Source organism: Acidovorax benzenivorans (assembly GCF_028680575.1).
GTDB classification, from domain to species: domain Bacteria; phylum Pseudomonadota; class Gammaproteobacteria; order Burkholderiales; family Burkholderiaceae_C; genus Acidovorax; species Acidovorax benzenivorans.
In genome coordinates, this window is the sequence record NZ_JAPCKI010000001.1 from 68658 (window position 1) to 92181 (window position 23524).

The 23524-nt window shown below is 66.9% G+C and carries 25 protein-coding genes; 10 read left to right on the forward strand and 15 right to left on the reverse strand.

The annotated features are described in order from the left end of the window. The first annotated feature begins 23 nt into the window (after nt 1–23). Nucleotides 24–908 carry a LysR substrate-binding domain-containing protein gene (locus tag OIN59_RS00325; RefSeq protein WP_274105980.1) on the forward strand — a complete coding sequence of 295 codons (885 nt, stop codon included), beginning with the start codon at nt 24–26 and terminating at the stop codon, nt 906–908. A gap of 35 nt (nt 909–943) precedes the next feature. Beyond that, entirely contained in the window at nt 944–2035 is a 1092-nt protein-coding gene (locus OIN59_RS00330; RefSeq protein ID WP_274105982.1) for an NAD(P)H-dependent flavin oxidoreductase, read from the forward strand. Nucleotides 2036–2118: 83 nt separating this feature from the next. Here OIN59_RS00330 and OIN59_RS00335 read toward each other — a convergent pair whose 3' ends face one another. The 7 genes from OIN59_RS00335 to radA are packed head-to-tail and all read right to left on the reverse strand — an operon-like array spanning nt 2119 to nt 8266. Then, nucleotides 2119–3093, reverse strand: coding sequence for a glycosyltransferase (locus OIN59_RS00335; protein WP_274105984.1), 975 nt, complete (start codon nt 3091–3093; stop codon nt 2119–2121). A gap of 12 nt (nt 3094–3105) precedes the next feature. Further along, nucleotides 3106–4389 carry an O-antigen ligase family protein gene (locus tag OIN59_RS00340; RefSeq protein ID WP_274105986.1) on the reverse strand — a complete coding sequence of 428 codons (1284 nt, stop codon included), beginning with the start codon at nt 4387–4389 and terminating at the stop codon, nt 3106–3108. After that, nucleotides 4386–5201 carry a glycosyltransferase family 2 protein gene (locus OIN59_RS00345; RefSeq protein ID WP_274105988.1) on the reverse strand — a complete coding sequence of 272 codons (816 nt, stop codon included), beginning with the start codon at nt 5199–5201 and terminating at the stop codon, nt 4386–4388. The genes OIN59_RS00340 and OIN59_RS00345 overlap by 4 nt, the downstream gene beginning before the upstream one ends. A 3-nt stretch (nt 5202–5204) precedes the next feature. Beyond that, nucleotides 5205–5408: a zinc-finger domain-containing protein gene (locus tag OIN59_RS00350; protein WP_108617894.1), complete on the reverse strand. Its 204-nt coding sequence runs from the start codon at nt 5406–5408 to the stop codon at nt 5205–5207. A 5-nt stretch (nt 5409–5413) separates the two neighbouring features. Beyond that, nucleotides 5414–6352 (reverse strand): branched-chain amino acid transaminase, encoded by a 939-nt coding sequence (locus OIN59_RS00355; RefSeq protein ID WP_274105993.1) that lies wholly within the window; start codon nt 6350–6352, stop codon nt 5414–5416. Between the two features lie 39 nt (nt 6353–6391). Further along, entirely contained in the window at nt 6392–6826 is a 435-nt protein-coding gene (locus OIN59_RS00360; RefSeq protein WP_274105994.1) for a glycerate kinase, read from the reverse strand. Between the two features lie 60 nt (nt 6827–6886). Beyond that, nucleotides 6887–8266, reverse strand: a complete 1380-nt coding sequence (gene radA / locus OIN59_RS00365) for a DNA repair protein RadA (RefSeq protein WP_274105995.1) — start codon at nt 8264–8266, stop codon at nt 6887–6889. Nucleotides 8267–8392: 126 nt separating this feature from the next. Between radA and hpaI the strand changes: the two genes are divergently transcribed. The 3 genes from hpaI (at nt 8393) to OIN59_RS00380 (ending at nt 10980) form a co-directional block, all read left to right on the forward strand. Then, complete coding sequence (gene hpaI / locus OIN59_RS00370; RefSeq protein WP_274105996.1) at nt 8393–9223, forward strand: 4-hydroxy-2-oxoheptanedioate aldolase; 831 nt, start codon at nt 8393–8395, stop codon at nt 9221–9223. Between the two features lie 79 nt (nt 9224–9302). Then, nucleotides 9303–10280, forward strand: a complete 978-nt coding sequence (locus OIN59_RS00375) for a 2-dehydropantoate 2-reductase (RefSeq protein ID WP_274105998.1) — start codon at nt 9303–9305, stop codon at nt 10278–10280. Between the two features lie 76 nt (nt 10281–10356). Then, entirely contained in the window at nt 10357–10980 is a 624-nt protein-coding gene (locus OIN59_RS00380; protein ID WP_274106000.1) for a glutathione S-transferase family protein, read from the forward strand. 72 nt (nt 10981–11052) lie between these two features. Here OIN59_RS00380 and OIN59_RS00385 read toward each other — a convergent pair whose 3' ends face one another. Together OIN59_RS00385 and OIN59_RS00390 are read right to left on the reverse strand one after the other, a co-directional pair. Further along, entirely contained in the window at nt 11053–12633 is a 1581-nt protein-coding gene (locus OIN59_RS00385) for an ABC transporter substrate-binding protein (protein WP_274106002.1), read from the reverse strand. An 88-nt stretch (nt 12634–12721) separates the two neighbouring features. Beyond that, nucleotides 12722–13330: a LysE/ArgO family amino acid transporter gene (locus OIN59_RS00390; RefSeq protein WP_274106004.1), complete on the reverse strand. Its 609-nt coding sequence runs from the start codon at nt 13328–13330 to the stop codon at nt 12722–12724. A 77-nt stretch (nt 13331–13407) separates the two neighbouring features. Here OIN59_RS00390 and OIN59_RS00395 point away from each other — a divergent pair, with 77 nt between their 5' ends. After that, nucleotides 13408–14295 carry a LysR family transcriptional regulator ArgP gene (locus OIN59_RS00395; protein ID WP_274106006.1) on the forward strand — a complete coding sequence of 296 codons (888 nt, stop codon included), beginning with the start codon at nt 13408–13410 and terminating at the stop codon, nt 14293–14295. Nucleotides 14296–14316: 21 nt separating this feature from the next. On the opposite strand, the gene OIN59_RS00400 is transcribed toward OIN59_RS00395, so the two are convergent. Further along, a complete protein-coding gene (locus tag OIN59_RS00400; RefSeq protein WP_274106008.1) occupies nt 14317–15126 on the reverse strand; it encodes a siderophore-interacting protein in 810 nt (269 codons plus the stop codon). Between the two features lie 71 nt (nt 15127–15197). On the opposite strand from OIN59_RS00400, the gene OIN59_RS00405 reads away from it, so the two are divergent. Beyond that, nucleotides 15198–15689: a MarR family winged helix-turn-helix transcriptional regulator gene (locus tag OIN59_RS00405; protein WP_274106010.1), complete on the forward strand. Its 492-nt coding sequence runs from the start codon at nt 15198–15200 to the stop codon at nt 15687–15689. Nucleotides 15690–15781: 92 nt separating this feature from the next. On the opposite strand, the gene OIN59_RS00410 is transcribed toward OIN59_RS00405, so the two are convergent. Together OIN59_RS00410 and alr are read right to left on the reverse strand one after the other, a co-directional pair. Further along, entirely contained in the window at nt 15782–16660 is an 879-nt protein-coding gene (locus OIN59_RS00410; RefSeq protein WP_274106012.1) for a hypothetical protein, read from the reverse strand. 137 nt (nt 16661–16797) lie between these two features. After that, complete coding sequence (gene alr, locus OIN59_RS00415; RefSeq protein WP_274106014.1) at nt 16798–17913, reverse strand: alanine racemase; 1116 nt, start codon at nt 17911–17913, stop codon at nt 16798–16800. A 156-nt stretch (nt 17914–18069) separates the two neighbouring features. Between alr and lplT the strand changes: the two genes are divergently transcribed. The 3 genes from lplT (at nt 18070) to OIN59_RS00430 (ending at nt 21116) form a co-directional block, all read left to right on the forward strand. Then, entirely contained in the window at nt 18070–19374 is a 1305-nt protein-coding gene (gene lplT / locus OIN59_RS00420; RefSeq protein ID WP_274106016.1) for a lysophospholipid transporter LplT, read from the forward strand. 284 nt (nt 19375–19658) lie between these two features. After that, the gene (locus OIN59_RS00425) at nt 19659–20555 is read left to right on the forward strand and encodes a DMT family transporter (protein WP_274106018.1); all 897 of its coding nucleotides are present in this window, start codon (nt 19659–19661) and stop codon (nt 20553–20555) included. 72 nt (nt 20556–20627) lie between these two features. Next, a complete protein-coding gene (locus tag OIN59_RS00430; RefSeq protein ID WP_274106020.1) occupies nt 20628–21116 on the forward strand; it encodes a glutathione peroxidase in 489 nt (162 codons plus the stop codon). A gap of 455 nt (nt 21117–21571) precedes the next feature. Here OIN59_RS00430 and OIN59_RS00435 read toward each other — a convergent pair whose 3' ends face one another. The 3 genes from OIN59_RS00435 to OIN59_RS00445 form a co-directional block, all read right to left on the reverse strand. Continuing rightward, complete coding sequence (locus tag OIN59_RS00435) at nt 21572–22306, reverse strand: helix-turn-helix transcriptional regulator (RefSeq protein ID WP_274106022.1); 735 nt, start codon at nt 22304–22306, stop codon at nt 21572–21574. Nucleotides 22307–22405: 99 nt separating this feature from the next. Then, on the reverse strand, nt 22406–22930 hold the full coding sequence (locus OIN59_RS00440) for an MGMT family protein (protein ID WP_274106024.1): 525 nt from the start codon (nt 22928–22930) through the stop codon (nt 22406–22408). A gap of 26 nt (nt 22931–22956) precedes the next feature. Beyond that, nucleotides 22957–23439, reverse strand: a complete 483-nt coding sequence (locus tag OIN59_RS00445) for a GyrI-like domain-containing protein (protein ID WP_274106026.1) — start codon at nt 23437–23439, stop codon at nt 22957–22959. Nucleotides 23440–23524: the final 85 nt, after the last annotated feature.

Sequence of the window (23524 nt, forward strand, 5' to 3'; positions counted from 1 at the left end):
ATCATCTCATAACAAGAATATCCATGGACCTTGCCGCACTCGAAATTTTCCGGGCCGTTGCGCAGGAAGGCAGCGTCACCCGCGCGGCCGAGCGGCTGGGCCGTGTGCAGTCCAACGTGACCACGCGCGTGCAGCAGCTGGAAGAACAACTGGGCGCCACGCTGTTTCTGCGCGAAGGCAAACGCATGGTGTTGACGCCCGCAGGAGAGTCGCTGCGCGGCTACGCCGACCGCCTGCTGACGCTGGCCGAAGAGGCCCGCCAGTCGGTGCACCCCGGCCAGCCCGGTGGCCGACTGCGCCTGGGCGCCATGGAAAGCACGGCCGCCGCACGCCTGCCGCAGCCGTTGGCCCGGTTGCATGCGCAGTGGCCCAGCCTGGTGCTGGAGCTGTCCACCGCCCCCTCGCGCCAGTTGGTGGAACAGGTGCTGGCCCACCAGATCGACTGCGCGCTGGTGGCCTGGCCGCCGCCGGGCATCGACGCCGATGCGCCGGTGGAGCACACCGCCGTGTTTGCCGAGGCCCTGCTGCTGGCCCTGCCCGCCGACCACCCGCCTGTGCACACGCCCCAAGACCTGCAGCTGGACACCCTGGCCGCATTCAGCAACGGCTGCACCTACCGCCGGATGGGCGAGGCGTACATGCAACAGAAGGACGGCAGCCCGCCGCACGTGCTGGAGCTGGCCTCGTACCACGCCATCCTGGCCTGCGTGGCCGCCGGGCGCTGCGCGGGCGTGGTGCCCCAGGCCGTGATCGACCTGATGCGCGAGCCGCCCGCGCTGCGCCTGGTGCCCCTGGCCCCCTGCAACACCGTGCTGGTGCACCGGCGCGGCTACCAGTCGCCTGCACTCGACGCGCTGCTGGCCGCATTGACCTCCAGCAAGACGCCCGACCCAGCCGCATCGACCTGACCCCACCACCCCCACGGACTGCACAAGGAGCCCCCATGCCCCCAGCCTTCACCACCCACCTGGGCCTTGCGCTGCCCATCATCCAGGGCCCCATGACCGGGTCGGACACGCCCGCGCTGGCTGCCGCCGTTTCGCAGGCCGGTGGTCTGGGCATGCTGGGCTGCGGCATGCGCTCGCCCGCCGCCATGGCCGAGGTGGCCGCCGAAGTGCGCCGCCGCACCGACCGGCCCTTTGGCATGAACCTGTTTGTGCAGGCCACGCCCACGCCCGATGACGCCACGGTGCAAGCCGCGCTGCAGCGCCTGGCGCCGTTCTATGCCGAGTTCGGCCTGGTGCCCGAACGGCCCGCACAGTGGTGTGAGGACTTCGCGGCCCAGTTCGACGCCCTGGTGGCCGCACGCCCGGCCGTGGCCAGTTTTACCTTCGGCATCCTGACGGCGGCGCAGGTGGCACGGCTGCAGGCGGTGGGTTGCACTGTGATCGGCACCGCCACCACGGTGGCCGAGGCGCAGGCCTGGGCCGCCGTGGGCGCGGACGCCGTCTGCGCATCGGGCATGGAAGCCGGGGGGCATCGTGGCACGTTCCTCACCCCCACGCAGCCCAGTGCCACCGGGGCGGCCCCATCACTGGCCGACTTTGCTGCCAGCATGGTGGGCACGCTGCCGCTGGTGGCGCAGTGTGTGCAGGCCCTCTCTATCCCGGTGATCGCTGCGGGCGGCATCATGGACGGGCGCGGCATCGCAGGCGCGCTGGCGCTGGGTGCCCAGGCGGTGCAGATGGGCACGGCGTTTCTGACCTGCCCCGAATCAGCCATTGGGCCCGCCTACCGCGAAGCGCTGACACACGCCCAGGCCACCGACACGCGCACCACCCGCATCTTCTCGGGCCGACCGGCGCGCGGCATCGTCAACCGCATGATGCAAGCGCTGCAGGCCGACGAGGCCACCGTGCCGCCCTACCCCGTGCAGAACGCACTGACCGGTGCCCTGCGCCGTGCGGCTGCGCAGGCGGGCCGGGCGGACTGCCTGTCGCTGTGGGCAGGCCAGGGCGTGGCCCAGGTGCGGCCCATGCCTGCGGCCGAGCTGGTGGCGGTGCTGGCGGGGGAACTGCAGGCAGCCAGCGCCTGACGTATGCTACGTTTTTAATAGCTTAAAGCGCCTACCCAATGGGCGCAAGCGGCCATTTTCATCAAAGCCCTGGGGCTGCCCTGTCAGTTCTTCCAGGGCAGCTCGCGAGCGGGCCCCTGAATGACTGGGGCCTGAGCATTGAGGGTTTCGCCCGCCAGCACCCGTTCGTACATGCGCAGGTAGTTGCGGGCCATGCGTTCGGCGCCAAAGTGCTCCACCACATGCTGGTGGCAGGCGCGCGGGTCAAAGCGGTTGCCCCGCACCGCCTCAGCCAGCACCGAGGCCTGGTCTGACAGTACGCCGCAGTGCACGGGCACCAGCTCCGGCAAGGCGCCGTAGGGGGTGGAAAACACCGGGCACCCAAAGTACAGGCTCTCGATCACCGCCAACCCGAACGGCTCGTGCCAGCGCACCGGAAAGATCAGCCCGCGCGAGGCGTTGAGCAGGCCCGTCTTCTGCGTGCCGCCCACCATGCCGTGGAAGTGGATCTTGCGCGACAGGGTCCAGCGAAAGCCGCGCTTGAAGTTGATGCGGTTGCCGCCCAGCACGTCCAGCTCCACCCCGGCGAGCTTGGCCACGCGGATGGCGCCGCGCACGTTCTTCACCCCCCAGGCCGCCTTGCCCAGGAAGTGGTAGTGCGAGCGCGGGCGGTCAAAGTCCACCGGGCCATAACCGGCCCAGTCCAGCCCGTTGTAGACGAACTCGCTGGAGCCATAACGCGCCGCGTGGTCGCGCGACAAAAACACCGTGTTGCGCGGCAGCGGCTTGGGCTTGCGGGCATTGCCGTGTTCGGTCACCAGGTAGGGCTTGGACAGCTCGGAGCGCGGGTTGAACTGGAAGTGCGTGATGTCCACGTCAGCCGGGATCTGGCCCTCCCAGGGCTCGTCGGGCCGGATGGGCAGCACCTGGCCGAAGTCGCAGGTCGAGCCCTCGGGCACCAGGTAGCTCACGCGGTGGCCCTGCTGCACCAGCGTCTTGCCCAGGTCCCAGATCACGCGCTCGGTGCCGCCGTAGCCATACACCGGGATGGGAGAGTTATTGACCAGCAGGATGTGCATGGCAGAGGTCCTTCAGGAAATGGCGGCGGCCTGCCCGGGCGCCTGCAGACGCTGGTGCTCGCGGCCTTGCAGGATGGCAAGCACCAGCATGCCCATGAACAGGTAAAACATGGTGCCGCTGTTGTGCCCCAAAAACACCTGGGTGGTGCCAAAGCCCATGTAGGACACGGGCAGCAGCACCCCGATCATGCGCAGGCACAGGCCCTCGGTATCCAGCACGCCCTCACTACCCGGGAACACGCGGCGCCGCGTGGGCCAGAACAGCACCAGGGGCACACCATAGAAAAACAGCAAGACCACCACGCCGGGGATGCCGCGCTTGGCAAAGATATCCAGCACCTCGTTGTGGGCGTGGCTGAAGTGCAAAACAATCGGGTGGGCCTCGCCTGCAGCCACGCGCCGCTGCTTCTCGGCCTCATAGCCGTAGCGGCCCCAGCCGGTCCAGGGGCGGTCCAGGCCCATGCGCCAGGCCAGGCCCCAGTGCGCCAGGCGCTGGCCCACCGAACTGGCCGCGTCGCCCCGCGACTCGTACTGTGTGATCTCTTGCCGCGCCTCGTCCACCCGCAGGCGCACCTCGCTGGCCTTGAAGGCCATCAGCCCGACCGCACCCGCTACGACCAACACGGCGCCCACGATGGCCAGCTTGCGCTGGCCACACCGGGCTTGCAGCCAGGCGCACAACAGCAGCGCCATCGGCAGCACCACCCAGCCCCCGCGCGACTCGGACAGCAGCGACCCCTCCAGGCCCAGCAAAATGCACACCGCCCAGCCCCCACGCTGCCACGGCTTCCAGCGGTCCCACAGCACCAGCAGCGCGACCGAGCACATCAACCCCAGCAACAGGCTGAGCCCGCCGTACTGGATGGCGTTGGTGAACCCATTGGCACGCGGCAGGTGCAGCACCATGGCCTGGTACATGCCGATCAGGCCCGCGCCGCAAGCGCCCACGGCAATACCTGCCCAGAGCCAACGCACCTGGGGGGGGTAGGCCAGCACATACAGCAGGCACGGCAGCGCCAGCAGGTATTTGGCGGGCCGGTCCAGGTTGGACCAGCTGCCCTGGGCCGGGTCAAAGTCGAGGGCCCACACACAGCCCATGGCCACGATGGAGGCAAAAAGCAGCCAGGCATCGCGCCCCGGCCGGCGCCGCAGCCACACCCCGGCGGTGGCCAGGCTGCACAACAGCAGCACCACCGCCCCCCAGGAATAGCCCGAGCGCACCCACAACGCCAGGCCCGGCACCATGAAGGCCGCCACGCCCGACAGGCGCACAAAAATTTCGTCAGCTTTGGTCAACGGCGCACGCTCTCGCTCAGTTGCTGGTGGTCATATTCCAAGGCGGCGTACCGGAAGAACGCCTCCAGCGCCACAAACAGGCAATACAGAAAACCCGCCCCGCCACACAAAAAACCCAGCCGAAACACATACAGGCGCAGGAACATGCTGGTGCCCGAGGCCAGGCCCCGCACCACGCCGCCCTTTTTGCCCGCTGCGGCCCGCTTGGCGGCGCCGAGCATCGCGTATTGGGTGAGCTTTTCCAGGCTGCCGCGCACCGTAGTGCGCGAGTAGTGCAGCAGCCGCGCCTCGATCAGGCGGCGCGGCACAGCGCCGCCGCCTGGCGGTGGCAACAGCTCGGCCTGCTCGTGCACCACGCCCGTGAACTCCCGGACCATGGCACGCACAAACAGGCGCTCGATCTGCGACTGCGAGCGGAAGTGCTTGAGCTCGTGCCCATACGCCACCATGCGCCAGCGAATGGTCCACACGGCCTGCGCGCCAGAGCGCACGATGGCCTGCAGCTCCTGGGCGAACGCAGGTGTCATCACCTCGTCGGCATCCAGAAAAAAGATGTAGTCACCCCGCGCATGAGCCAGCAGCCGGTTGCGCTGCACGGCAAAGCCCTGCCAGTCGGGGTAGCTGTGGACTTCCGCGCCCAGGCGCTGGGCCAGCGCCACGGTGTCATCGGTGCTGCCGCTGTCCACCACCAGCAGCTGGTCGGCGAACGCAGCGCTTTGCAGGCAGGCTTCAATGCGGTGCGCCTCGTTGAGGGTCAGCACCGCAACGGTCAACGTGGGCGGCGCTGATGCGCCGCCGGGTCCTGCGGGCATCAATCAATGACCGTGGAAATGCTCGCCCGCCTTCAGGCGATAGACGGTTCCGCAGTAAGGGCACTTGGCCTCGCCCGTGCGGGCCACGTCCAGGTACACCTTGGGGTGGCTGTTCCACAGCTTCATGTCGGCCTTGGGGCTGGGGCAAAAAACGCCACCCTGGGCGTTCAGGTCTTTGGCCAGGAGTTCAACGGTAGCTTGCGACATGTTCTTCAAACCTTGCTCAGCCAATGGGCGTATTTGGGATTGCGGCCACCAACGATGTCGAAGAAGGCGCTTTGGATTTTTTCGGTGATCGGGCCGCGCGATCCGCTGCCCAGCTCGATGCGGTCGAGTTCGCGGATGGGCGTGACTTCAGCGGCTGTGCCGGTGAAGAAGGCCTCATCGGCGATGTACACCTCGTCGCGCGTGATGCGCTTTTGCACGATCTCCAGGCCCAGGTCCTTGGCGATGTGGAACACGGTGTTGCGGGTGATGCCGTTCAGGGCACCGGCCGACAGGTCGGGCGTGTAGATCACGCCGTTCTTGATCACAAAGATGTTTTCGCCCGCGCCTTCAGACACAAAACCCGAGCTGTCCAGCAGCAGGGCTTCGTCGTAGCCGTCGTCCGTGGCTTCCATGTTGGCGAGGATGGAGTTGGTGTAGTTGCTCACCGCCTTCGCCTGCGTCATGGTGATGTTGACGTGGTGGCGGGTGTAGCTGCTGGTCTTGACGCGGATGCCGCGCTTCATGCCCTCTTCGCCCAGGTAGGCACCCCAGGCCCAGGCGGCCACCATCAGGTGGATCTGGTTGCCCCTGGGGGAAACGCCCAGCTTTTGCGAGCCGATCCAGGTCAATGGGCGCAGATAGCAGGATTCGAGCTTGTTTTCGCGCACCACGGCCTTCTGTGCTTCGTTCACTTCTTCTTTGGTGAACGGGATCTTCATGCGCAGGATCTTGGCGCTGTTGAAGAGGCGGTCGGTGTGCTCTTCCAGGCGGAAGATCGCCGTGCCATTGGCCGTGTTGTAGGCGCGCACGCCTTCAAAGGCGCCGCAGCCGTAATGCAGGGTGTGGGTCAGCACGTGGATCTTGGCGTCGCGCCAATCGACCATCTGGCCGTCCATCCAGATCTTGCCGTCACGGTCGGCCATCGAGGGAACTACGGGGCTCATGGGTGTCCTTTGGTTGCTGTGGGTCGCAAAACCAGGATTTTACGGGGCGGCGGGGGGCGCGCCTTCACCGTCAGCGGCGGGGTTGTCCTGGGGGCGGACCAGGGTCCATGCCACCAGCTTGCCCTGCTGAAACTCGCAGGTCACGTGCGAGCGGGTGCCGTCGGTCCAGCGGTAGACCTCAGGCTGCGCGTTTTCGGCCGACACGCGCTCACCCAGGGCCTGGGTCATGGCTACCACGTGCATGAGGTTCACGCCCTTGGACAGCCGGGCGTTGAGCATCACGGCGCTGCCCACGTACCCGATGGGTCGCTTGGCGGCCTTTTGCATCACGCTCATCAGCCGCGTGAAGTGCAGCAGCCCCCACATGAGCAACCCGCCGACCACGGCAGCCACCCCGGCCCAGCCGTAGGCATAAAAACCAAACCCGATCAGGGCTACCGCCCCCAGGGGCACCAGGATATTGCGCAAGTTCATAGGTCGAGATTGTCTTATGGCGCCATGGGCACGGCGCTGTGGGCATTGCGTAGATGCGGTTTACAGCCCGCGCACCACGTTCATGGCCTCTTCCACCCGCTCCACGGCGTGGATGGTCAGCCCTTCGATGGGTTTTTTGGGCGCATTGGCCTTGGGCACCACGGCCACGCTGAAGCCCAGCTTGGCGGCTTCCTTCAGGCGCTCTTGCCCACGCGGTGCGGGGCGCACTTCACCGGCCAGCCCCACCTCACCAAAGGCCAAGAAACCGCGCGGCAACGCCTTGCCGCGCAGGCTGGAGGTGATGGACAACATCACCGCCAGGTCGGCAGCAGGCTCGCTGATGCGCACGCCACCCACCGCATTCACAAACACGTCCTGGTCCATACACGCCACCCCCGCATGGCGGTGCAGCACGGCCAGCAGCATGGCCAGGCGGTCCTTGTCCAGGCCCACCGACAGGCGCCGGGGGCTGGGGCCGCCGCTGTCGACCAGCGCCTGAATCTCCACCAGCAGCGGGCGTGTGCCCTCCAGCGTCACCATCACGCAGCTGCCGGGCACGGGCTCGGAATGCTGGCTCAAAAAGATGGCGCTCGGGTTGCTCACGCCCTTGAGGCCCTTTTCGGTCATCGCAAATACGCCAATCTCGTTGACGGCGCCAAAGCGGTTCTTAATGGCCCGCACCAGCCGAAACTGGCTGTGCGTGTCGCCTTCGAAGTACAGCACCGTGTCCACCATGTGCTCCAGCACGCGCGGGCCAGCCAGCGCACCTTCCTTGGTCACATGGCCGACCAGGATCACAGCGATGCCCGTGCTCTTGGCCATGCGCGTGAGGTGGGCCGCGCATTCGCGCACCTGGGCGACCGAGCCCGGCGCGCTGGTGAGCTGATCGGAGTAAGTGGTCTGAATGGAGTCGATGACGACCACGGACGGTTGTGTGGCCTCGACGGTCGCCAGGATCTTTTCGAGCTGGATCTCGGCCAGCAGCTGCACCTGGCTGCCGTCGATGCCCAGGCGGCGCGAGCGCAGCGCCACCTGCGCTCCACTCTCCTCACCCGTCACATACAGCGTGGGCAGGCCCGCGCGCTGCAGCGCGTCCATGGCCTGCAGCAGCAGGGTGGATTTGCCAATGCCCGGATCGCCGCCTATGAGCACCACGCCGCCTTCCACAATGCCGCCGCCCAGCACGCGGTCCAGCTCGTCAATGCCGCTGGGGGTGCGCGCCACATCCTGGGCCTCGATGGCGGCCAGCGGCAGGACGGGTTGCGCGTTGGCCAGGCCCGCGTAGCCTTGTGGCGTGCTCAGGCGGTTCTTGCCCGGCCCGGCCTCGGCCACCTGTTCGATCAGCGTGTTCCAGGCGCCGCAGGACGGGCATTTGCCCAGCCAGCGCGGGCTGGAGCCGCCGCACTCGGTACAGATGAACGTGGTTTTTTCTTTGGCCATGGCAGATAACGGTAGGGAGCCCCGAGTGGGGCAGCCGACGACTATAGCGGCCGCGGCGGACGCGCCCACAGGCACTGGCAACAGCCCGTACGATGGCGGGCTTGGCAACGCCGCATGGAGTTCAGATTGCAGACACCCACCAACCGCTTCAAACAGGCCATGGCCCAGGGCCAGGCGCAAATTGGCCTGTGGCTCGGGCTGGCCGACGCCTACAGCACCGAAATCCTTGCGGGCACCGGTTACGACTGGCTGCTGGTCGATGGAGAACATGCGCCCAACGACCTGCGCTCCATCCTGCACCAGCTGCAGGCCATTGCCAGCGCGGCCAGCGCCCTGCCCCCCGGCGCGCAAGCGCCCCACCCCATTGCGCGTGTGCCCGTGGGCGACACGGCCCTCATCAAACAGTACCTGGACATCGGCGCACAAACCCTGCTGGTACCCATGGTGGACACCGCCGAGCAGGCGCAGCAGTTGGTGCGCGCCACGCGCTATGCCCCCGAAGGCGTGCGCGGCATGGGCAGCGCCCTGGCCCGCTCGTCGCGCTGGCAAGCCTACCCCCAGTATGTGCATGAGGCCAACCAGCAGGTCTGCCTGCTGGTGCAGGCCGAAACGGTGGAAGCCATGGCCAACCTGGACACGATTGCCGCCACGCCCGGTGTGGACGGCGTGTTCATCGGCCCGGCCGACCTGTCGGCTTCCATGGGCCACCCCGGCAACCCAGGGCACCCTGACGTACAGGCCGCCATCCACGACGGCATCACCCGCATCCTGCGGGCGGGCAAGGCGCCAGGCATTCTGGCCACCACCGAATCCCAGGCGCGCCAGTGGCTGGCGGCGGGTGCACTGTTTGTGGCCGTGGGCGTGGACACCATGCTGCTGGCCAGTGCTGCGCAGGATTTGTTGGCGCGCTTTCGCACCGGCACCGGGGGCACGCCATCGCGCCCTGCGGGCTACTGAAGCACTCAAAACAAACGCACAAGACGCCACTCACACCGATTCATCACAACACTTACCGCAAGACAAAGGCACTACCACCATGAAAGTTTGTATTTACGGCGCGGGCGCCATCGGCGGCTGGCTGGGCGTGGCCCTGGCGCAAGCGGGCCACCCGGTGAGCATGGTGGCGCGTGGCGACACGCTGCGCGCCCTGCAGGCCGAGGGGCTGCGTCTGCGGCGCCCCGATGGCACGCTGGCGCAGGTGGCTGTCACCGCCCACAACGATCCGGCGGCACTGGGCGTGCAGGACCTCGTCGTGGTGGCCGTCAAGGCCCCCGGCCTGCCCGACGTGGCGCGTGCCATGGCGCCACTGATCGGTCCCGATACCATCGTGCTCACCGCCATGAATGGCGTGCCGTGGTGGTTCCTCGACGGCTTTGGCGGCGCTGCGCAGGGCCATGCCCTCGAATCCGTGGACGCGGGCGGCGTGATTGCCCAAGCCATCCCGGCGCGCAATGTGGTGGGTAGCGTGGTGCATACCAGCTGCTCGCTGGAGGCACCGGGTTTCGTCAAACAACATTTCGGCAACCGCCTCATCGTGGGCGAGCCCGATGGCAGCCGCAGCCAGCGCCTGCAAGCGCTGGCCGACACGCTGCAGCGCGGCGGCATCGATGTGGAGGTGAGCGACTGCATCCAGCGGGACATCTGGTTCAAGCTGTGGGGCAACCTGACCATGAACCCGATCAGCGCCCTGACCGGAGCCACCACCGACCGCATCCTGGACGACGATCTGGTGCGCGGCTTTGTCAGCGCCGTGATGCTGGAGGCCAAGGCCATTGGCGACAAGCTGGGCCTGCCGATTGACCAGCAGCCCGAAGACCGCCACGCCGTCACGCGCAAGCTGGGTGCGTTCAAGACCTCGATGCTGCAGGACGTGGAGGCGGGCAAGCCCATGGAGATCGATGCGCTGGTGGGCGCCGTGCGCGAACTGGGGCAGATCACCCACACGCCCACGCCCCACACCGACGCGCTGCTGGGCCTGGTGCGGCTGATGGCACGCACACGCGGCCTGTACTGAACCAATTTTAGTCAAATAGGCCGCTGGCGCCCGTGCAATAAGCGCTAACAGCTATTCAATTTATAGCAAACAAACCATGACCACTCTCACGCTGTACTACACCCCCGGCACCTGCGCGCAGGCAGTGCGCATCGCTCTGGAAGAAGCTGGGGCCCCCTACACACTGGCCCGCGTGGACTTTGCGGCGGGCCAGCAGCGCACGCCCGAGTACCTGGCCGTGAACCCCAAGGGCCGCGTGCCCGCGCTGGCCACGCCCCACGGCACCTTGACGGAAACCACGGCACTGCTGGCCTATGTGGCGCAGAGCTTCCCCGAGGCACGCCTGGCGCCCACCGATGCCCACGGATTTGCGCGACTGCAAGAGTTCCACAGCTACCTCGCGTCCACGGTGCACATCGCCCATGCCCACCGCCCCCGCGCCAGCCGCTGGGCCGACGAGCCCGAGGCCCAGGCCGCCATGCAGCGCAAGGTGGCGCAGAACATGACCGACTGCTTCAACCTCATCGAACACCACTACCTGCCGCCTGCGGACCAGGGCCCCTGGGTGATGGGCGAGCAGTACACCGTGGCCGACGGCTATCTGTTCACCATCGGCACCTGGCTGCACAGCGATGGCGTGGACATTGCCCAGTTCCCGAAGGTGTTTGCGCACACGCAGCGCATGCTGGAACGGCCTGCGGTGCAGCGCGCGCTGGCCTGACACGTTCGGCCATCGCCATAGAAAAAGCCCCGGTGCTTTGGCAGCACCGGGGCTTTTGGTTGGCACCTGCAATCAATTGACCTTGAGGTAACGCCAGTCGATGCGGTTGTCCGCGCGATGGATGATGTCCACCTTCTTCGTGGCAGCCCAAGGGATCACCTGGTTGTACAGCGGGATGTGCGAGACCAGCTCGTGCTCCTTGATCAGCGCCTGCTCGATCAGCTGGTTGCGTGTGGTGGCGTCGGTTTCCTTCTTCACGCGCTCAATCAGTGCGTCGATCTGCGGGTCAGAGAAACGGCCCAGGTTGAAGTTGCCATCGCCCCCCGCACCCGTCGTGCGCACCAGCGACTGCAGGCTGTAGAACGCGTCGAACGTGGGCACGCCCCAGCCCAGTAGGTAGATGCTGGCTTCGTTGCGCTGGATCATCGGGAAATAGGTGGCAAACGGCAGCGAGCGCAGCTTGGCCTTCACGCCCACCTTGGCCCACTGCGAGGTGATGGCCTGGCACAGCTGTTCGTCGTTGATGTAGCGGCCCGCGCTGCAGGCAAAGTCCACTTCAAACCCGTTGGGGTAGCCCGCATCGGCCAGCAGCTTTTGTGCGGCCTTGGCGTCGTAGGGGTAGCGGACATCGGCCTTCTTGCTCCAGCCATTGACCTGGTTGGCAATCAGCGTGCCCGTGGGCTGCGCCAGGCCGCGCAGCACCACGCGCTGGATGGACTGGATATCGATCGCCTGGTACAGCGCCTTGCGCACGCGCAGGTCCTTGAGCGGGTTCTTGCCCTTCACGTCCGAGCCGGGCAGCTCGTCGCGGAACTGGTCGAGACCCAAAAAGATGGTGCGGTACTCCGGCCCTTCCAGCACCTGCAGATTGGGCGTCTGCTTGATGCGCGAGAGGTCTTGCAGGCTGGGGTCGATCACAAAATCCACCTCACCCGACAGCAGCGCCGCCGTGCGCGTGGCATCGGCCTTGATGGGGGTGTAGACGATCTCGGTCAGGTTGGTGGGGTACTTGCCCTTGCCCCACCAGTGGGGGTTGGGCTCCAGCACCACGCGCTGGTCGGGTGCCCACTGCTTGAGCTGGTAGGGGCCGGTGCCCAGCGCGTTGCGGTGGGCAAAGTTCTCGTCCTTGGTCTTGATGTCCTTGGGTTCGACCGATTTGTTCTTCTCGGCCCAGGCCTTGCTCATGATGCGCAGCTCGGTGAGCTGGTTCACCAGCACCGGGTTGGGCAGGTCGGAGTGGATATCGATGGTGTAGGCATCGACCTTTTCCACGCGGTCAATGCCCTGCGTGTAGACAGCGAAGTTGGAGCTTTTGGCCTTGGCGCGCTCCAGCGAGAATTTGGCGTCGTCGGCCGTGAACTCGCTGCCGTCGCTGAACTTCACGCCCTTGCGCAAAGTCAGGCGCAGCTGCGTGGGCTTGATGAGCTTCCACTCGGTGGCAAGCGAAGGCTCGGGCTTGAAGGTCTTGCTGTTGTATTCGACCAGCGTGTCGTACACCGCGCCGTGCATGGTGTTATTGGGGCCCACGTTCTGGGCATGGATATCCCAGGTGGAAATGTCTACCGAGCGGGACCAGCGGAAGGTGGCGGACTGTGCGGCCAGGGGCAGGGCAGCGGCAACGGCGACTGCGAGCAGGAGGTGTTTAAAGCGCATGGGTACAAGGATAGGCAAAAAGGCCAAAGAATGCTGAATGGCCGCACTATCCCCCAAGCGGCTCCGCGTGGGAACGAACTTATCGTTCTTAGCTTAGACCCATCACCCCTGCCAGCACCAGCATGGTGGTGGCCGTCACCGCATCCAGCACCCGCCAGGCACCGGGTGTGGCAAACAGCGGCGCCAGCCACCGGGCGCCCAGGCCCAGCAACAAGAACCACAGTGCGCTGGCCAACGAGCCGCCCGCCGCAAACAGCGCACGGCCCCAGGCCGGGTACGGCGTGGCCATGGTGCCCAGCAGCACCACGGTGTCCAGGTAGACATGCGGATTGAGCCAGGTCAGCGCCACCACGGTGGCCAGCGTGGTGCGCAGGCTGGCGCCGGGGCCGCTGGTGGCGACCAGCAACTGGCCTGGGCGCAAGGCGCGCGCGGCTGTCTGCGCGGCGTAAACAAACAAAAACAAGGCACCCGCCCAGCGCATGAACTGCGCCCACTCGGGCTGGGCCAGCAGCACACCGCCCATGCCCCACACGCCCACCTGCAGCAGCACCGCGTCCGACAGCGCACACACCAGCACCACGGGCATCACATGCTCGCGCCGTAGGCCCTGGCGCAGCACAAACGCGTTCTGCGCGCCAATGGCCATGATGAGCATGGCGGTGGAAGTGAAACCGTGAACGAAGGCAGTGGAGACCATGGGCCCGGATTCTGGCCAAGGGCCTGCGTTGACGCCAGCTATACTTTTTAACGATCCGTCAAAATGGCTAACCACCCATGCAACTCGACTCCGCCCAGCTCAACGCGTTTGCCACAGTGATCGATGAGGGCAGCTTCGAGCGCGCGGCGGCCGTGCTGCATGTCACACGCTCGGCGGTGTCGCAGCGCATCAAGCTGCTGGAAGAGCGTGTGGGCCAGGTGCTGGTGCGCCGCGCCACGCCCTGCACGCCCACCGAGGCCGGGCAGGCGCTGTACCGCCACGCGCGTGAGGTGGCACTGAGCGAGGCCGATGCGCTGGCCACCATTGGCGGCGGGCAGCACAGCACCACGCGGCTGGCGATTGGTGTGAATGCCGACTCGCTGGCCACGTGGTTCCCCCACGCCATGGCGCAGGCGGCCGAGGGGCAGTCCATTACCTTCGACATCCATGTGGAAGACCAGGACCATTCGGCCAACCTGCTGCGCGAAGGCCGCGTGATGGCCGCCGTGACGGCCGACCCCCAGCCCGTGCAGGGCTGCCAGGTGCTACCGCTGGGCACGCTGCGCTACCGCGCGCTCGCCAGCCCTGCGTTCATGGAACGCCACTTTGCCCAAGGGGTGAACGCCGCCACTTTGGCGCAGGCGCCCATGCTGGTGTTCAACCGCAAGGATGCGCTGCAGGCGCGTTTTGTGGGCCGCATCACGCGCCACAAGCTGGCGCCGCCCGTGCACTGGCTGCCCGAGGCGCATGCATTCGTCAAAGCCACGCGCGCCAGCCTGGGCTGGGGCATGACGCCCGACCCGCTGGTGGAGGATGACCTGAAGACAGGTGCCCTGGTCGAGCTGATTGCGAACAAGCCCGTGGATGTGCCGCTGTACTGGCAGTGCTGGCGCCTGAACGTGCAGGCGCTGCAGCACGTGACGCAGGCGGTGCAGAAGGCGGCGGCCCTGACGCTGCTGCGCTGAGAGCAAAGTAACGAGCGCCGACTACGCAGCGCTCGCCAGGTCCTCGTGGTGATCCGCCGCGCCGCGCTTCCAATAGGCGGAGATGCGCATGCGTTTCGGGTCCACACCCGGCTTGGCCAGCACTGCACGGCGCACAGCGGCCATGTCGCTGTGTTCGCCCGCAGCCCACACAAAGCCAGCGCCGGCGGGCAGCGCCAGGGCTTCGACGGCGGCAGGCAGCGCGCTCACCCACTGCAGATCCACCTGCGCCGCACTCGCCAACACCCGCTGGTCGGCCGGGTTGTTCAGTTGTATGCGCACGGTGGCCGCCGCGCTGGCGGGCAACTCGGCCAGGCGGCGGGCAATGGCGGGCAGCGCGGTTTCGTCGCCCAGCAGCCAGTGCCAGTCAAACCCGGTAGGCACCACCATGCTGCCGCGCGGCCCGGCAATGCCCACCCACTGGCCGACAGCGGCACTGGCGGCCCAGTCGGTGGCCGGGCCGGCGTCGTGCAGGGCCACTTCGATGTCCAGCTCGCCCGCAGCGGCGTCAAAGCGCGCAGGGGTGTAGTCGCGCAGCGTGGGGCGCGGGCCGTCAAACACGGGGCGGCCGTCCTGCAGCGTGGGCAAGGTGGGGCGGTCTTGCCCGGGCGAGGGAAGGATGAGCTTGAGGTGGTCGTCAAACCCGGCGCTGACAAACCCTGCCAGCTCGGGGCCGGCCAGGGTCAGCCGCACAAAGCCGGGGCTGACCTGGGTGCGGCGCACCACCTGAAGGTGGCGGCCCTGCAAAGGGTGGCGAATGCGCTCAATGGCGAGGGAGGGGGCCGTGGCGGCCAGGGGCAGAGGTGCGTTCATGGCGTAAAATGTTGATTTAATCAACTAAATCATCCGCCATTCAGTTGACTTTGTCAACCGATAGCCACGCCATGCCCCCACGCGCCCGCCCCGATGTGTTTGAAGCCCTGCACGACCTGATGCACGCCTACCGAGCGCGCATGGTGCGCGCCATGACCTCCGTGCACCCGGACCTGACCTTCAACGAGGTGCGCGCGCTGAACTTCATTGGCCGCCACCCCGGCGCCACGCAGAAAGAGCTGGTGCGCCACAGCGGCGCCGACAAGGCCCAGGTGGCGCGCATGCTGGGCCTGCTGCAGGACAAGGGCTGGCTGGAGCGCCAGCCGCACGCCGAGGACCGGCGCAGCCTGTGCCTCACGCTGAGCGCCGAGGGCCAGGCGCTGTACCAGGCGCTGCAGACCGCGCGGCAGACCCTGTCGGCCCAGGTGCTGGCGGGCTGCGACGACGCCACCCAGGCACAGCTGCTGGCCCTGCTGGCGCGGGTGCGGGCCAACCTGGATGCGCTGCCGCCTGTGGAGCCCGGCGAAGTCTGCGGCCACGGCGCGGGCCGGTCCCCCCGGTAGGGGCGGCTCAGGGGGTTTCAGACGCTTTTGAAACGTTTTCGACCCCATGCGCTAGTGCTACATGCCTTAGCAGCTATCAAAAATAGAGCAATTCACCGCCCCTGGATCACCCGCAATGCCTCGGGCAGCGAATGCACATGGGGCAGGAAGTGGTCAATGGTGGCGCCCAGCAGCACAGCGCAGACCAGCGCCCCCAGCAGCGGCTTCCAGGTCAGGCGCACGGCGGCGCCCAGCCAGCCTTCGCGCTCCACCCCCACCGCTGCGCGGGCCGTGGCCACCGAGAAGGCAATCTCCACCGCCACCGTGAGCAGCACGTCCCAGCCAAAGAACAGCATGGCGAGCGAGCCCGCGCCCAGGACCAGCGCCGCGCCGATGAGAAAGATGGCCACCACGGGCACGACCACCACGGCGCCCTCGTCGGCGCTGCCCAGCGCATCGGCCGCGCCCCCGGCAATATCGCCCAGCACGCTGGAGTCGCTGCCCGAGCCCCCGCTAGACAGGCCCTGCGTCCACCCGCCGCCAAAATCGCCCGATGCGCCACCGCCGCCAAAGTCGCCACCACCCGTGCGCGGCAAGGGCACCTGGCCGCCGCTCCCACCGGCTGGCGGGCCATTGCCACTGGGCCAGGAGATGTCGGGCAATTCCACACTACTGCCGTCGCCGGACGGCCCGTCCCGCCGCACCAGCCGCGCCGCCCAGGCGCGCAGCACCAGCAGATAGCCAACGTAGCCCACCGACAACGTGACCAGGTACCGCAGCGCCAGCGAATCCACGCCCAGCACCATCTGCAGGTGCGAGGTGGTCCACATCAGCAGCAGCGTGAAGCTGCCGATCAGCAGCCCATGCCAGCGCAGGCTGTAGCGCTGCTGCAGGGTGCGCGCCACCGCGCCGTGGTGCGGCATGCGCACCGAGCGCCAGGTGGAACTGCTTTTTTTCTTGGAGCCAGAGGAGTTGCTGCGGGGTGTGGCCATGGAAGGAGCGCGCTGCGCGCGGTGGCAAACAGACGGCGCCATTTCACACCAGTTTGCGGCCACCCCGCGCGCAGACTGCCCCCGCTGCGTGAACTTCTGCGCGAACCGCAGGGGCAGACAGACAGGGAGGGAGGACGTCAGGCCCCGCCGTCCACCACCACCGGCACGCGCTGCGCCAGGGCACACATCAGTTCATAGCCCACAGTGCCTGCCGCCTGCGCCACCTCGTCGATGGACAAAACGACTCCATTGCTGGCACGCCCCCAGAGCGTGACCTCGCTGCCAAAGCCCACGTCCACACCCGCTTGTTGCAGGGGGGTCAGGTCCACCGTCACCATGTCCATGCTCACCCGCCCCACCAGGCGCGTGCGCACGCCGTTCACCAGCACCGGGGTGCCGGTATCGCAGTGGCGCGGGTAGCCGTCGGCATAACCACAGGCGGCGATGCCGATGGTGAGCGGGCCGTCGGCCGTGAAGCGCGAGCCATAGCCCACGGTGTCGCCCGCCTGCAGCTGCTGCACGCCGATCAGGCGCGTGGCCAGGGTCATGGTGGGCTGCAGGTTCCAGTGGCTGGCGTTGTGCTCGGGGAAGTCGGGGGCGCTGCCATACACCACGATGCCCGCGCGCACCCAGTCGGCGCGCACGCCCACGTTCTGCGCGTGGCGCAGCGTGGCGGCGCTGTTGCTCAGGCTGCGCTCGCCGGGCAGGTCTTGCGCGGCGGCGGTAAAGGCCGCCATCTGGTGCGCGATGCCACGGGGGCCGTCGGCGTCGCTGAAGTGGGTCATGAACGAGATCTCGTCCACCTGCGGCAGCGCGTTCAGCCGGGCCCAGGCGCTGCGGTAGCGCTGGGGCGTGAAGCCCAGGCGGTTCATGCCCGAGTTCATCTTGAGGAACACCCGGTGGGGCACCTGCGTCTTGTGGGCGGCCAACATGTCGATCTGCTCGTCGCAGTGCACCGCATGCCACAGGCCCAGGCGCGAGCACAGCTCCAGGTCGCGCGGCTCGAACACGCCTTCGAGCAGCAGGATGGGCCCGCGCCAGCCCAGGTGGCGCACGCGCTCGGCCTCGGCCAGGTCCAGCAGCGCAAAGCCGTCGGCGCCGCGCAGGCCTTCGTACACCCGCTCAATGCCGTGGCCATAGGCATTGGCCTTGACCACCGCCCACACCTTGGCGTCCGGCGCCGACTGGCGCACACGCTCCAGGTTGTGATGCAGGGCCGTGGTGTGGATGGTGGCAGCAATGGGACGGGGCATGGGACAGACCTGATGGAGCGAGGGATTTACCGGGGGACCAGCGCCGGATTCTGGCACTGTGGCCGTTTATCCGCGTGATATAACCGCCTGTCCCTCGCTACGATTCCTCACATTTACCAGGGCATCAGCCGAACTGATGCACCCACCAGCCATTCGATGAAGCGCGGTTTCTACACCATCATGTCGGCGCAGTTTTTCAGCTCGCTGGCCGACAACGCACTTTTCGTAGCCGCTGTGGAACTCCTGCGCACCGGGGGCGCCCCCGAGTGGCAGCGCGCGGCCCTGGTGCCCATGTTCGCGTTGTTCTATGTGGTGTTGGCGCCCTTCGTGGGCGCCTTTGCCGACGCGCTACCCAAGGGCAAGGTCATGTTTGTCAGCAACGCCATCAAGGTGGCGGGTTGCCTGATGATGCTGTTTGGCTCGCACCCGCTCATGGCCTACGCCGTGGTCGGCCTGGGGGCTGCGGCCTACTCGCCCGCCAAGTACGGCATCCTGACCGAGCTGTTGCCCGCGTCCCAGCTTGTCAAGGCCAACGGCTGGATCGAGGGCCTGACCATTGCATCCATCATCCTGGGTGTTCTGCTGGGCGGCCAACTGGTGGGGCAGCAGCTGTCGGGCATGCTGCTGGGCTTTGACTTCCCCGTGGTCAACACCGGGGTGGACACCCCCGCCGAGGCCGCCATTGCAGCGCTGATCTTCGTATACGCCCTGGCCGCCTGGTTCAACACCCGCATCCCGCACACCGGCGTGGAGATGCGCCCCCTGCGCGCCGACCCGTCGCGCAGCGTGGTGGCCAACACGCTCAACCTGCTGCCCGACTTCTGGGCCTGCAACAGCCGCCTGTGGCGCGACAAGCTCGGCCAGATCTCGCTGGCCACCACCACCCTGTTCTGGGGCGCCGGGGGCAACCTCAAGTTCATCGTGCTGGCCTGGGCCGCCGTGGCCCTGGGCTACAACACCACGCAGGCCTCGGCCCTCACCGGTGTGGTGGCCATCGGCACCGCCGTGGGCGCCGTGGTGGCATCGATGCGCATGCGCCTGGACATGGCCACCCGCGTGATCCCGCTGGGCATTGCCATGGGGCTGCTGCTGATTCTGATGGTGTTCATCAGCAACATCTGGCTGGCCATTCCCTTCCTCATCGTGCTGGGCGGCCTGGGCGGCTACCTGGTGGTGCCCATGAACGCGCTGCTGCAGCACCGGGGCCACAACCTCATGGGTGCAGGCCGGTCGATTGCGGTGCAGAACTTCAACGAGCAGGCCTGCATCCTGGGGCTGGGGGCGTTCTACAGCCTGTCGCTCAAGCTGGGCCTGTCGGTGTTTGGCGCCATCACCACCTTCGGGCTGGTGGTGGCGGGCATCATGTGGGTCATCCGGCGCTGGCACCAGCGCAACTGCGTGAACCACCGCGACGAAGTGAACCACTTGCTGGACATCGCGCGGCACGATACGCACCATTGACTCCTGATTGCGAAGCCCCCCTGTGCGGCTTCGCCGCTTCCCCCGACGGGGACGCACCCGGTGGCCTGGAGCTACTGAAGGCTCCCCCTGAGCCGCTGCGCGTCTTCCCCCTCTCTCGCTGCGCGGGAGGGGGACGCACCCAGTGGCCTGGCAAAGCCAGTTCCACGGGTGCACCGGCCTTGGGGCGTGCCAGTTTTAACGGCTGTGCGGCACGGAACTATTTGCTACATAATTTATAGCTATTAGCGCATACCCATCAAGCGCTATAGCCCTTTTTATTCTCAATGCACTCTCCGCTCCCCTTCGCCGCCCTGCTGTTCAACGCCTTTGTCTGGGGCCTGGCGTGGTGGCCGTTTCAGCACATGCACCAGGCGGGGCTACACCCCTTGTGGGCCACGGCCTGCATGTATGCGGTGGTGCTGCTGGCGTTGCTGGCGTGGCGCCCAGGCATCTTGCAGCAGGTGCGCGCGCATCCGCAGCTGTGGCTGCTGGCACTGGCCTCGGGCCTGAACAACGTGGCCTTCAACTGGGCCGTGACCATTGGCGACGTGGTGCGCGTGATCCTGCTGTTCTACCTGATGCCCGCCTGGGCCGTGCTGCTGGCCTGGCGCATTCTGGGCGAGCGCCCCACGCCCGCGGCGCTGCTGCGCCTGGCGCTGGCCTTTACTGGCGTGGTGCTGGTGTTGCTGCCTGCGGGTGCCCCCGCATCACGCCTGCTGCAGAACCTGTCGCTGGCCGACGGACTGGCACTGCTGGGCGGCTTCATGTTCGCACTCACCAACGTCACACTGCGCCGCCTGCATACCGTGCCAGGGCCCGCACGCATGTTCTCGATGTTTGGCGGCTGCATGCTCATGGCGCTGGCCGTGGCCAGCATTGGCCTGCAAGTGGGCGTGGTGGAGCCCTTCCCCGCCGTCAACAGCACCTGGGTCGTTACCGGCCTGCTGCTGGCCGGGGTGCTGATGCTGGGCAACTGGGCGCTGCAATTTGGCGCCGCCCGCCTGGCGGCTGGCACCACGGCGCTGGTGATGCTGTCAGAGGTGATGTTTGCCAGCGTGTCATCGGCCCTGCTCGGCGCGGCCACGCTCGACACGCGCACCGTGCTGGGGGGGGCGCTGATCCTGCTGGCGTCTCTGCTGGCAGCGCTGCAGTTTCGCCGCCCGGGCGCCACGGCCCATTGAGCGGTCCGCGGCCGCACGCTGATCGGCGGCAAGGGCTACCATGGCCCGTCATCCCAACCCCGGAGGTTCCGCATGCCCACCAGCATCTACGACTTTGAAGCCCAGCAGATGAACGGCAAGACCGTGCCCTTGTCGCAGTACGAAGGCAAGGTGCTGCTCATCGTCAACACCGCCAGCGCCTGCGGCTTCACGCCCCAGTTTGGTGGGCTGGAAGAGCTGCACAAGGAATACGCCGACAAAGGCCTTGTCGTTCTGGGCTTCCCCTGCAACCAGTTCGGCGCCCAGGACCCCGGCAGCAACGACGAGATCGCCAGCTTCTGCCAGCTGAACTACGGCGTGAGCTTTCCGATGATGGCCAAGATCGACGTGAACGGCGCCAACGCCTCGCCCCTGTACCAGTGGCTCACCGCCGAGGCCCCCGGCCTGCTGGGCAGCAAGGCCATCAAGTGGAACTTCACCAAGTTCCTCGTCGGCAAAGACGGCCACGTGATCCGCCGCTATGCGCCACAGGATGCGCCGAAGAAGCTGGCGGGGGATATTGAGGCGGCGCTGGCGGGTTGAGAGGGGGACCCGCCCCGAAATACCGATTTCAGCACCGGGGGCGCTGATGTACACGCTGTGTGGGCACCAATCTGCGCTGCAACGGCCATTTGCGGCCTCGAGCAGACATTGACTTGATTGGAGAACCGATGGGATGGATCTGGATTGGCCTCGGTGCAATATTGCTCTGGATGGGATGGGATGCCGTCGGCAGGCTTAGGACAAAACGCCTGTCAAACCGTGAGATAGCGGAGCGGGTTTACGGTGCTGGCGCTCCAGAACTACCTGAGCACCTTGAGCTTCGAGTAAGAACAAGTTGGCTAATTCAAGGCTCTTCGCTTGCCTCGCTCATGGGGCTTGTCTTCTGCGCTTGCGGATTGGCATGTATCGTCGGCGGCATCGCGCTTATCTTGGAGTAGCTCGCCGGGAAAAGATGTCAGCTTCGGGCCCATCCCCGTCTTCTGGCGTTTCTCCCCTCAGGTATTTGCCACTGCTCCCGGCGTAGTCCCCCCCTCCGCCGGTCGCCCCTCCATCTCCCCCTCCACCTTGCGCAGCAAGTCCGCCAGGGTCTTGCCGGGCTCCTGGCGGAACTGTTCGTCCAGCACGGTGATGGCCGAAATGCGGTCGATGCGGAAGCCGCGAAAGTCGTTGCGCAGCTCGCACCAGGCCGACAGTGTCCAGACCTTGCCCCAATAAAAGCAGCCCAGCGGGCGCAGGCGGCGCAGGCTGGGGCGGCCATTGACGTCGGCGTAGTCGATCTGCACCACGTGGCGGCTGTGCACTGCCTCGCGCAGGGTTTGCAGGGTAGCCTGCACGCGCGGGTCCGGGCCCACAGACGGCGCATACAACGCCTGCGCCTCGGCCGCTACACGTGCGGCCGGGGGCAGCACCGACAGAATTTTGCCCAGCGCCCCTTCCACCTCGCGGGCCAGTCCAGCGTCGAGCCAGGTCTGGGCCAGACGTGCGGCCGCCACCAGGGCGTTGGCCTCGCCTTGGCTGAACATCAGTGGCGGCAACTCAAAGCCCGCGCCCAGGCGGTAGCCCACACCGGCCTCGCCCTCAATGGGCACGCCCTGGTGCTGGAGGTCCGCCACATCGCGGTAGATGGTGCGGACCGAGACTTCGAGCCGCTCGGCCAGGAAGGCGGCCGTGGACAGGCGCCGCCCACGGATGAGCTGGACGATCTGAAAAAGGCGGTCGGCGCGGCGCATGGGCGGGATGGATTTACGGTTTTTGGCTGCTACCGCTTGATCTATAAGCGCTATCAGCTATTAAATATATAGCAACCATGCGTAAGCCAGCGAGTGCCACTATGCAGCACCACCCCGGCGCCCCCGGCGAGCGGTGGCAACAGGGCGGTACCCCGGCCCATCCTGCACACGCAGTAGGCGGCCTTGCTGCACGACCACGTGGCCTTCAGCCTCCAGGCGTTCCATCTGACGCTCAACCCCGCCAGGATACTTGGGGTTGAGACTGCCATCGGCCTTGAGCGTGCGCCAGTATGGCGTGGGCGCGGTATCGCCCGCGCGCTCGGCCTCGTCGGCCGCACGAGCCACCAGCGTGGCAAAGATGCCCGTGGTCACCACGCAGCCCGCGTTCACCCCCTGCGCCACCGCCAGCTCGGCCGCAAGGGCCCGCACAGTCATGAGCTGCCCTGGCGGGATGCGGCGCATGGCAGCGTCTACGTCTTGCGGGGAAGGCACGACAATGAGCCCTTCGCCCAGCTGCTGCTTCTTCGGCTCGGGAATCGGTTTGATCTGAGGTAGGTGCTTGTAAGCCGCCAGCTTGCTGCGCCAGGGCGTGGTGCTTTGCGACGAGGAGCGTGGTGTAGGCATGGCGGAGCACTCTGCGAACGCCGGGACTACGACTTAACGCCGATGTGGATGGCAACCTTGTCCGGGCCCTCGTAGGCCTCGAAGTCGGTAGCAAAGCGACGCTGCACCTGAGGGTTCTCGGCAAAGTAATGCCAGATGCGGACCCAAGTGTCGATCACCATCTGCGGCATGTCGCCCTGGCCGGTGAAGACCAGGTAGTCGCCTTCCTGAATATCGATGCGGGCGGCACCGGGCACAGCCTGAGCCCGATCCGGGTCAGCCACGGCCACACCGGCGGTCACATCGAAAGCGCCATGTTCGTTGGACTCGTAGCCGCTGTACACACCGAAGATACGCCCGTCGTCGCCCCGGCTGGGCAATTTGCGCTCCCAGCTCTGACTGAAAAATCGGTTCCACAGGCCTCCGAGGCGTGCGATCGCGGGGTTCATCTCTTCGCTGTTGCGCGTGCGCACGGCAATACCGGCCACACTGAATGCGGGAATCTGGAGGGTGTCAGGGGTAGCAGTCATGGGCAGGTCCTCTCTGGTCAATGAATGGAATCAACGGATGCGCCGACAACGCGCAACTGCAAGGGAGGAATGGTGCAGACCCACT

Coding starts and splice junctions, on each gene's coding strand:
- OIN59_RS00325 (WP_274105980.1), top strand. CDS start 24: ATGGACCTTGCCGCACTCGAAATTTTCCGGGCCGTTGCGCAGGAAGGC.
- OIN59_RS00330 (WP_274105982.1), top strand. CDS start 944: ATGCCCCCAGCCTTCACCACCCACCTGGGCCTTGCGCTGCCCATCATC.
- OIN59_RS00335 (WP_274105984.1), bottom strand. CDS start 3,093: ATGCACATCCTGCTGGTCAATAACTCTCCCATCCCGGTGTATGGCTAC.
- OIN59_RS00345 (WP_274105988.1), bottom strand. CDS start 5,201: ATGCCCGCAGGACCCGGCGGCGCATCAGCGCCGCCCACGTTGACCGTT.
- OIN59_RS00350 (WP_108617894.1), bottom strand. CDS start 5,408: ATGTCGCAAGCTACCGTTGAACTCCTGGCCAAAGACCTGAACGCCCAG.
- OIN59_RS00355 (WP_274105993.1), bottom strand. CDS start 6,352: ATGAGCCCCGTAGTTCCCTCGATGGCCGACCGTGACGGCAAGATCTGG.
- OIN59_RS00360 (WP_274105994.1), bottom strand. CDS start 6,826: ATGAACTTGCGCAATATCCTGGTGCCCCTGGGGGCGGTAGCCCTGATC.
- radA (WP_274105995.1), bottom strand. CDS start 8,266: ATGGCCAAAGAAAAAACCACGTTCATCTGTACCGAGTGCGGCGGCTCC.
- OIN59_RS00375 (WP_274105998.1), top strand. CDS start 9,303: ATGAAAGTTTGTATTTACGGCGCGGGCGCCATCGGCGGCTGGCTGGGC.
- OIN59_RS00380 (WP_274106000.1), top strand. CDS start 10,357: ATGACCACTCTCACGCTGTACTACACCCCCGGCACCTGCGCGCAGGCA.
- OIN59_RS00385 (WP_274106002.1), bottom strand. CDS start 12,633: ATGCGCTTTAAACACCTCCTGCTCGCAGTCGCCGTTGCCGCTGCCCTG.
- OIN59_RS00390 (WP_274106004.1), bottom strand. CDS start 13,330: ATGGTCTCCACTGCCTTCGTTCACGGTTTCACTTCCACCGCCATGCTC.
- OIN59_RS00395 (WP_274106006.1), top strand. CDS start 13,408: ATGCAACTCGACTCCGCCCAGCTCAACGCGTTTGCCACAGTGATCGAT.
- OIN59_RS00400 (WP_274106008.1), bottom strand. CDS start 15,126: ATGAACGCACCTCTGCCCCTGGCCGCCACGGCCCCCTCCCTCGCCATT.
- OIN59_RS00405 (WP_274106010.1), top strand. CDS start 15,198: ATGCCCCCACGCGCCCGCCCCGATGTGTTTGAAGCCCTGCACGACCTG.
- OIN59_RS00410 (WP_274106012.1), bottom strand. CDS start 16,660: ATGGCCACACCCCGCAGCAACTCCTCTGGCTCCAAGAAAAAAAGCAGT.
- alr (WP_274106014.1), bottom strand. CDS start 17,913: ATGCCCCGTCCCATTGCTGCCACCATCCACACCACGGCCCTGCATCAC.
- lplT (WP_274106016.1), top strand. CDS start 18,070: ATGAAGCGCGGTTTCTACACCATCATGTCGGCGCAGTTTTTCAGCTCG.
- OIN59_RS00425 (WP_274106018.1), top strand. CDS start 19,659: ATGCACTCTCCGCTCCCCTTCGCCGCCCTGCTGTTCAACGCCTTTGTC.
- OIN59_RS00430 (WP_274106020.1), top strand. CDS start 20,628: ATGCCCACCAGCATCTACGACTTTGAAGCCCAGCAGATGAACGGCAAG.
- OIN59_RS00435 (WP_274106022.1), bottom strand. CDS start 22,306: ATGCGCCGCGCCGACCGCCTTTTTCAGATCGTCCAGCTCATCCGTGGG.
- OIN59_RS00440 (WP_274106024.1), bottom strand. CDS start 22,930: ATGCCTACACCACGCTCCTCGTCGCAAAGCACCACGCCCTGGCGCAGC.
- OIN59_RS00445 (WP_274106026.1), bottom strand. CDS start 23,439: ATGACTGCTACCCCTGACACCCTCCAGATTCCCGCATTCAGTGTGGCC.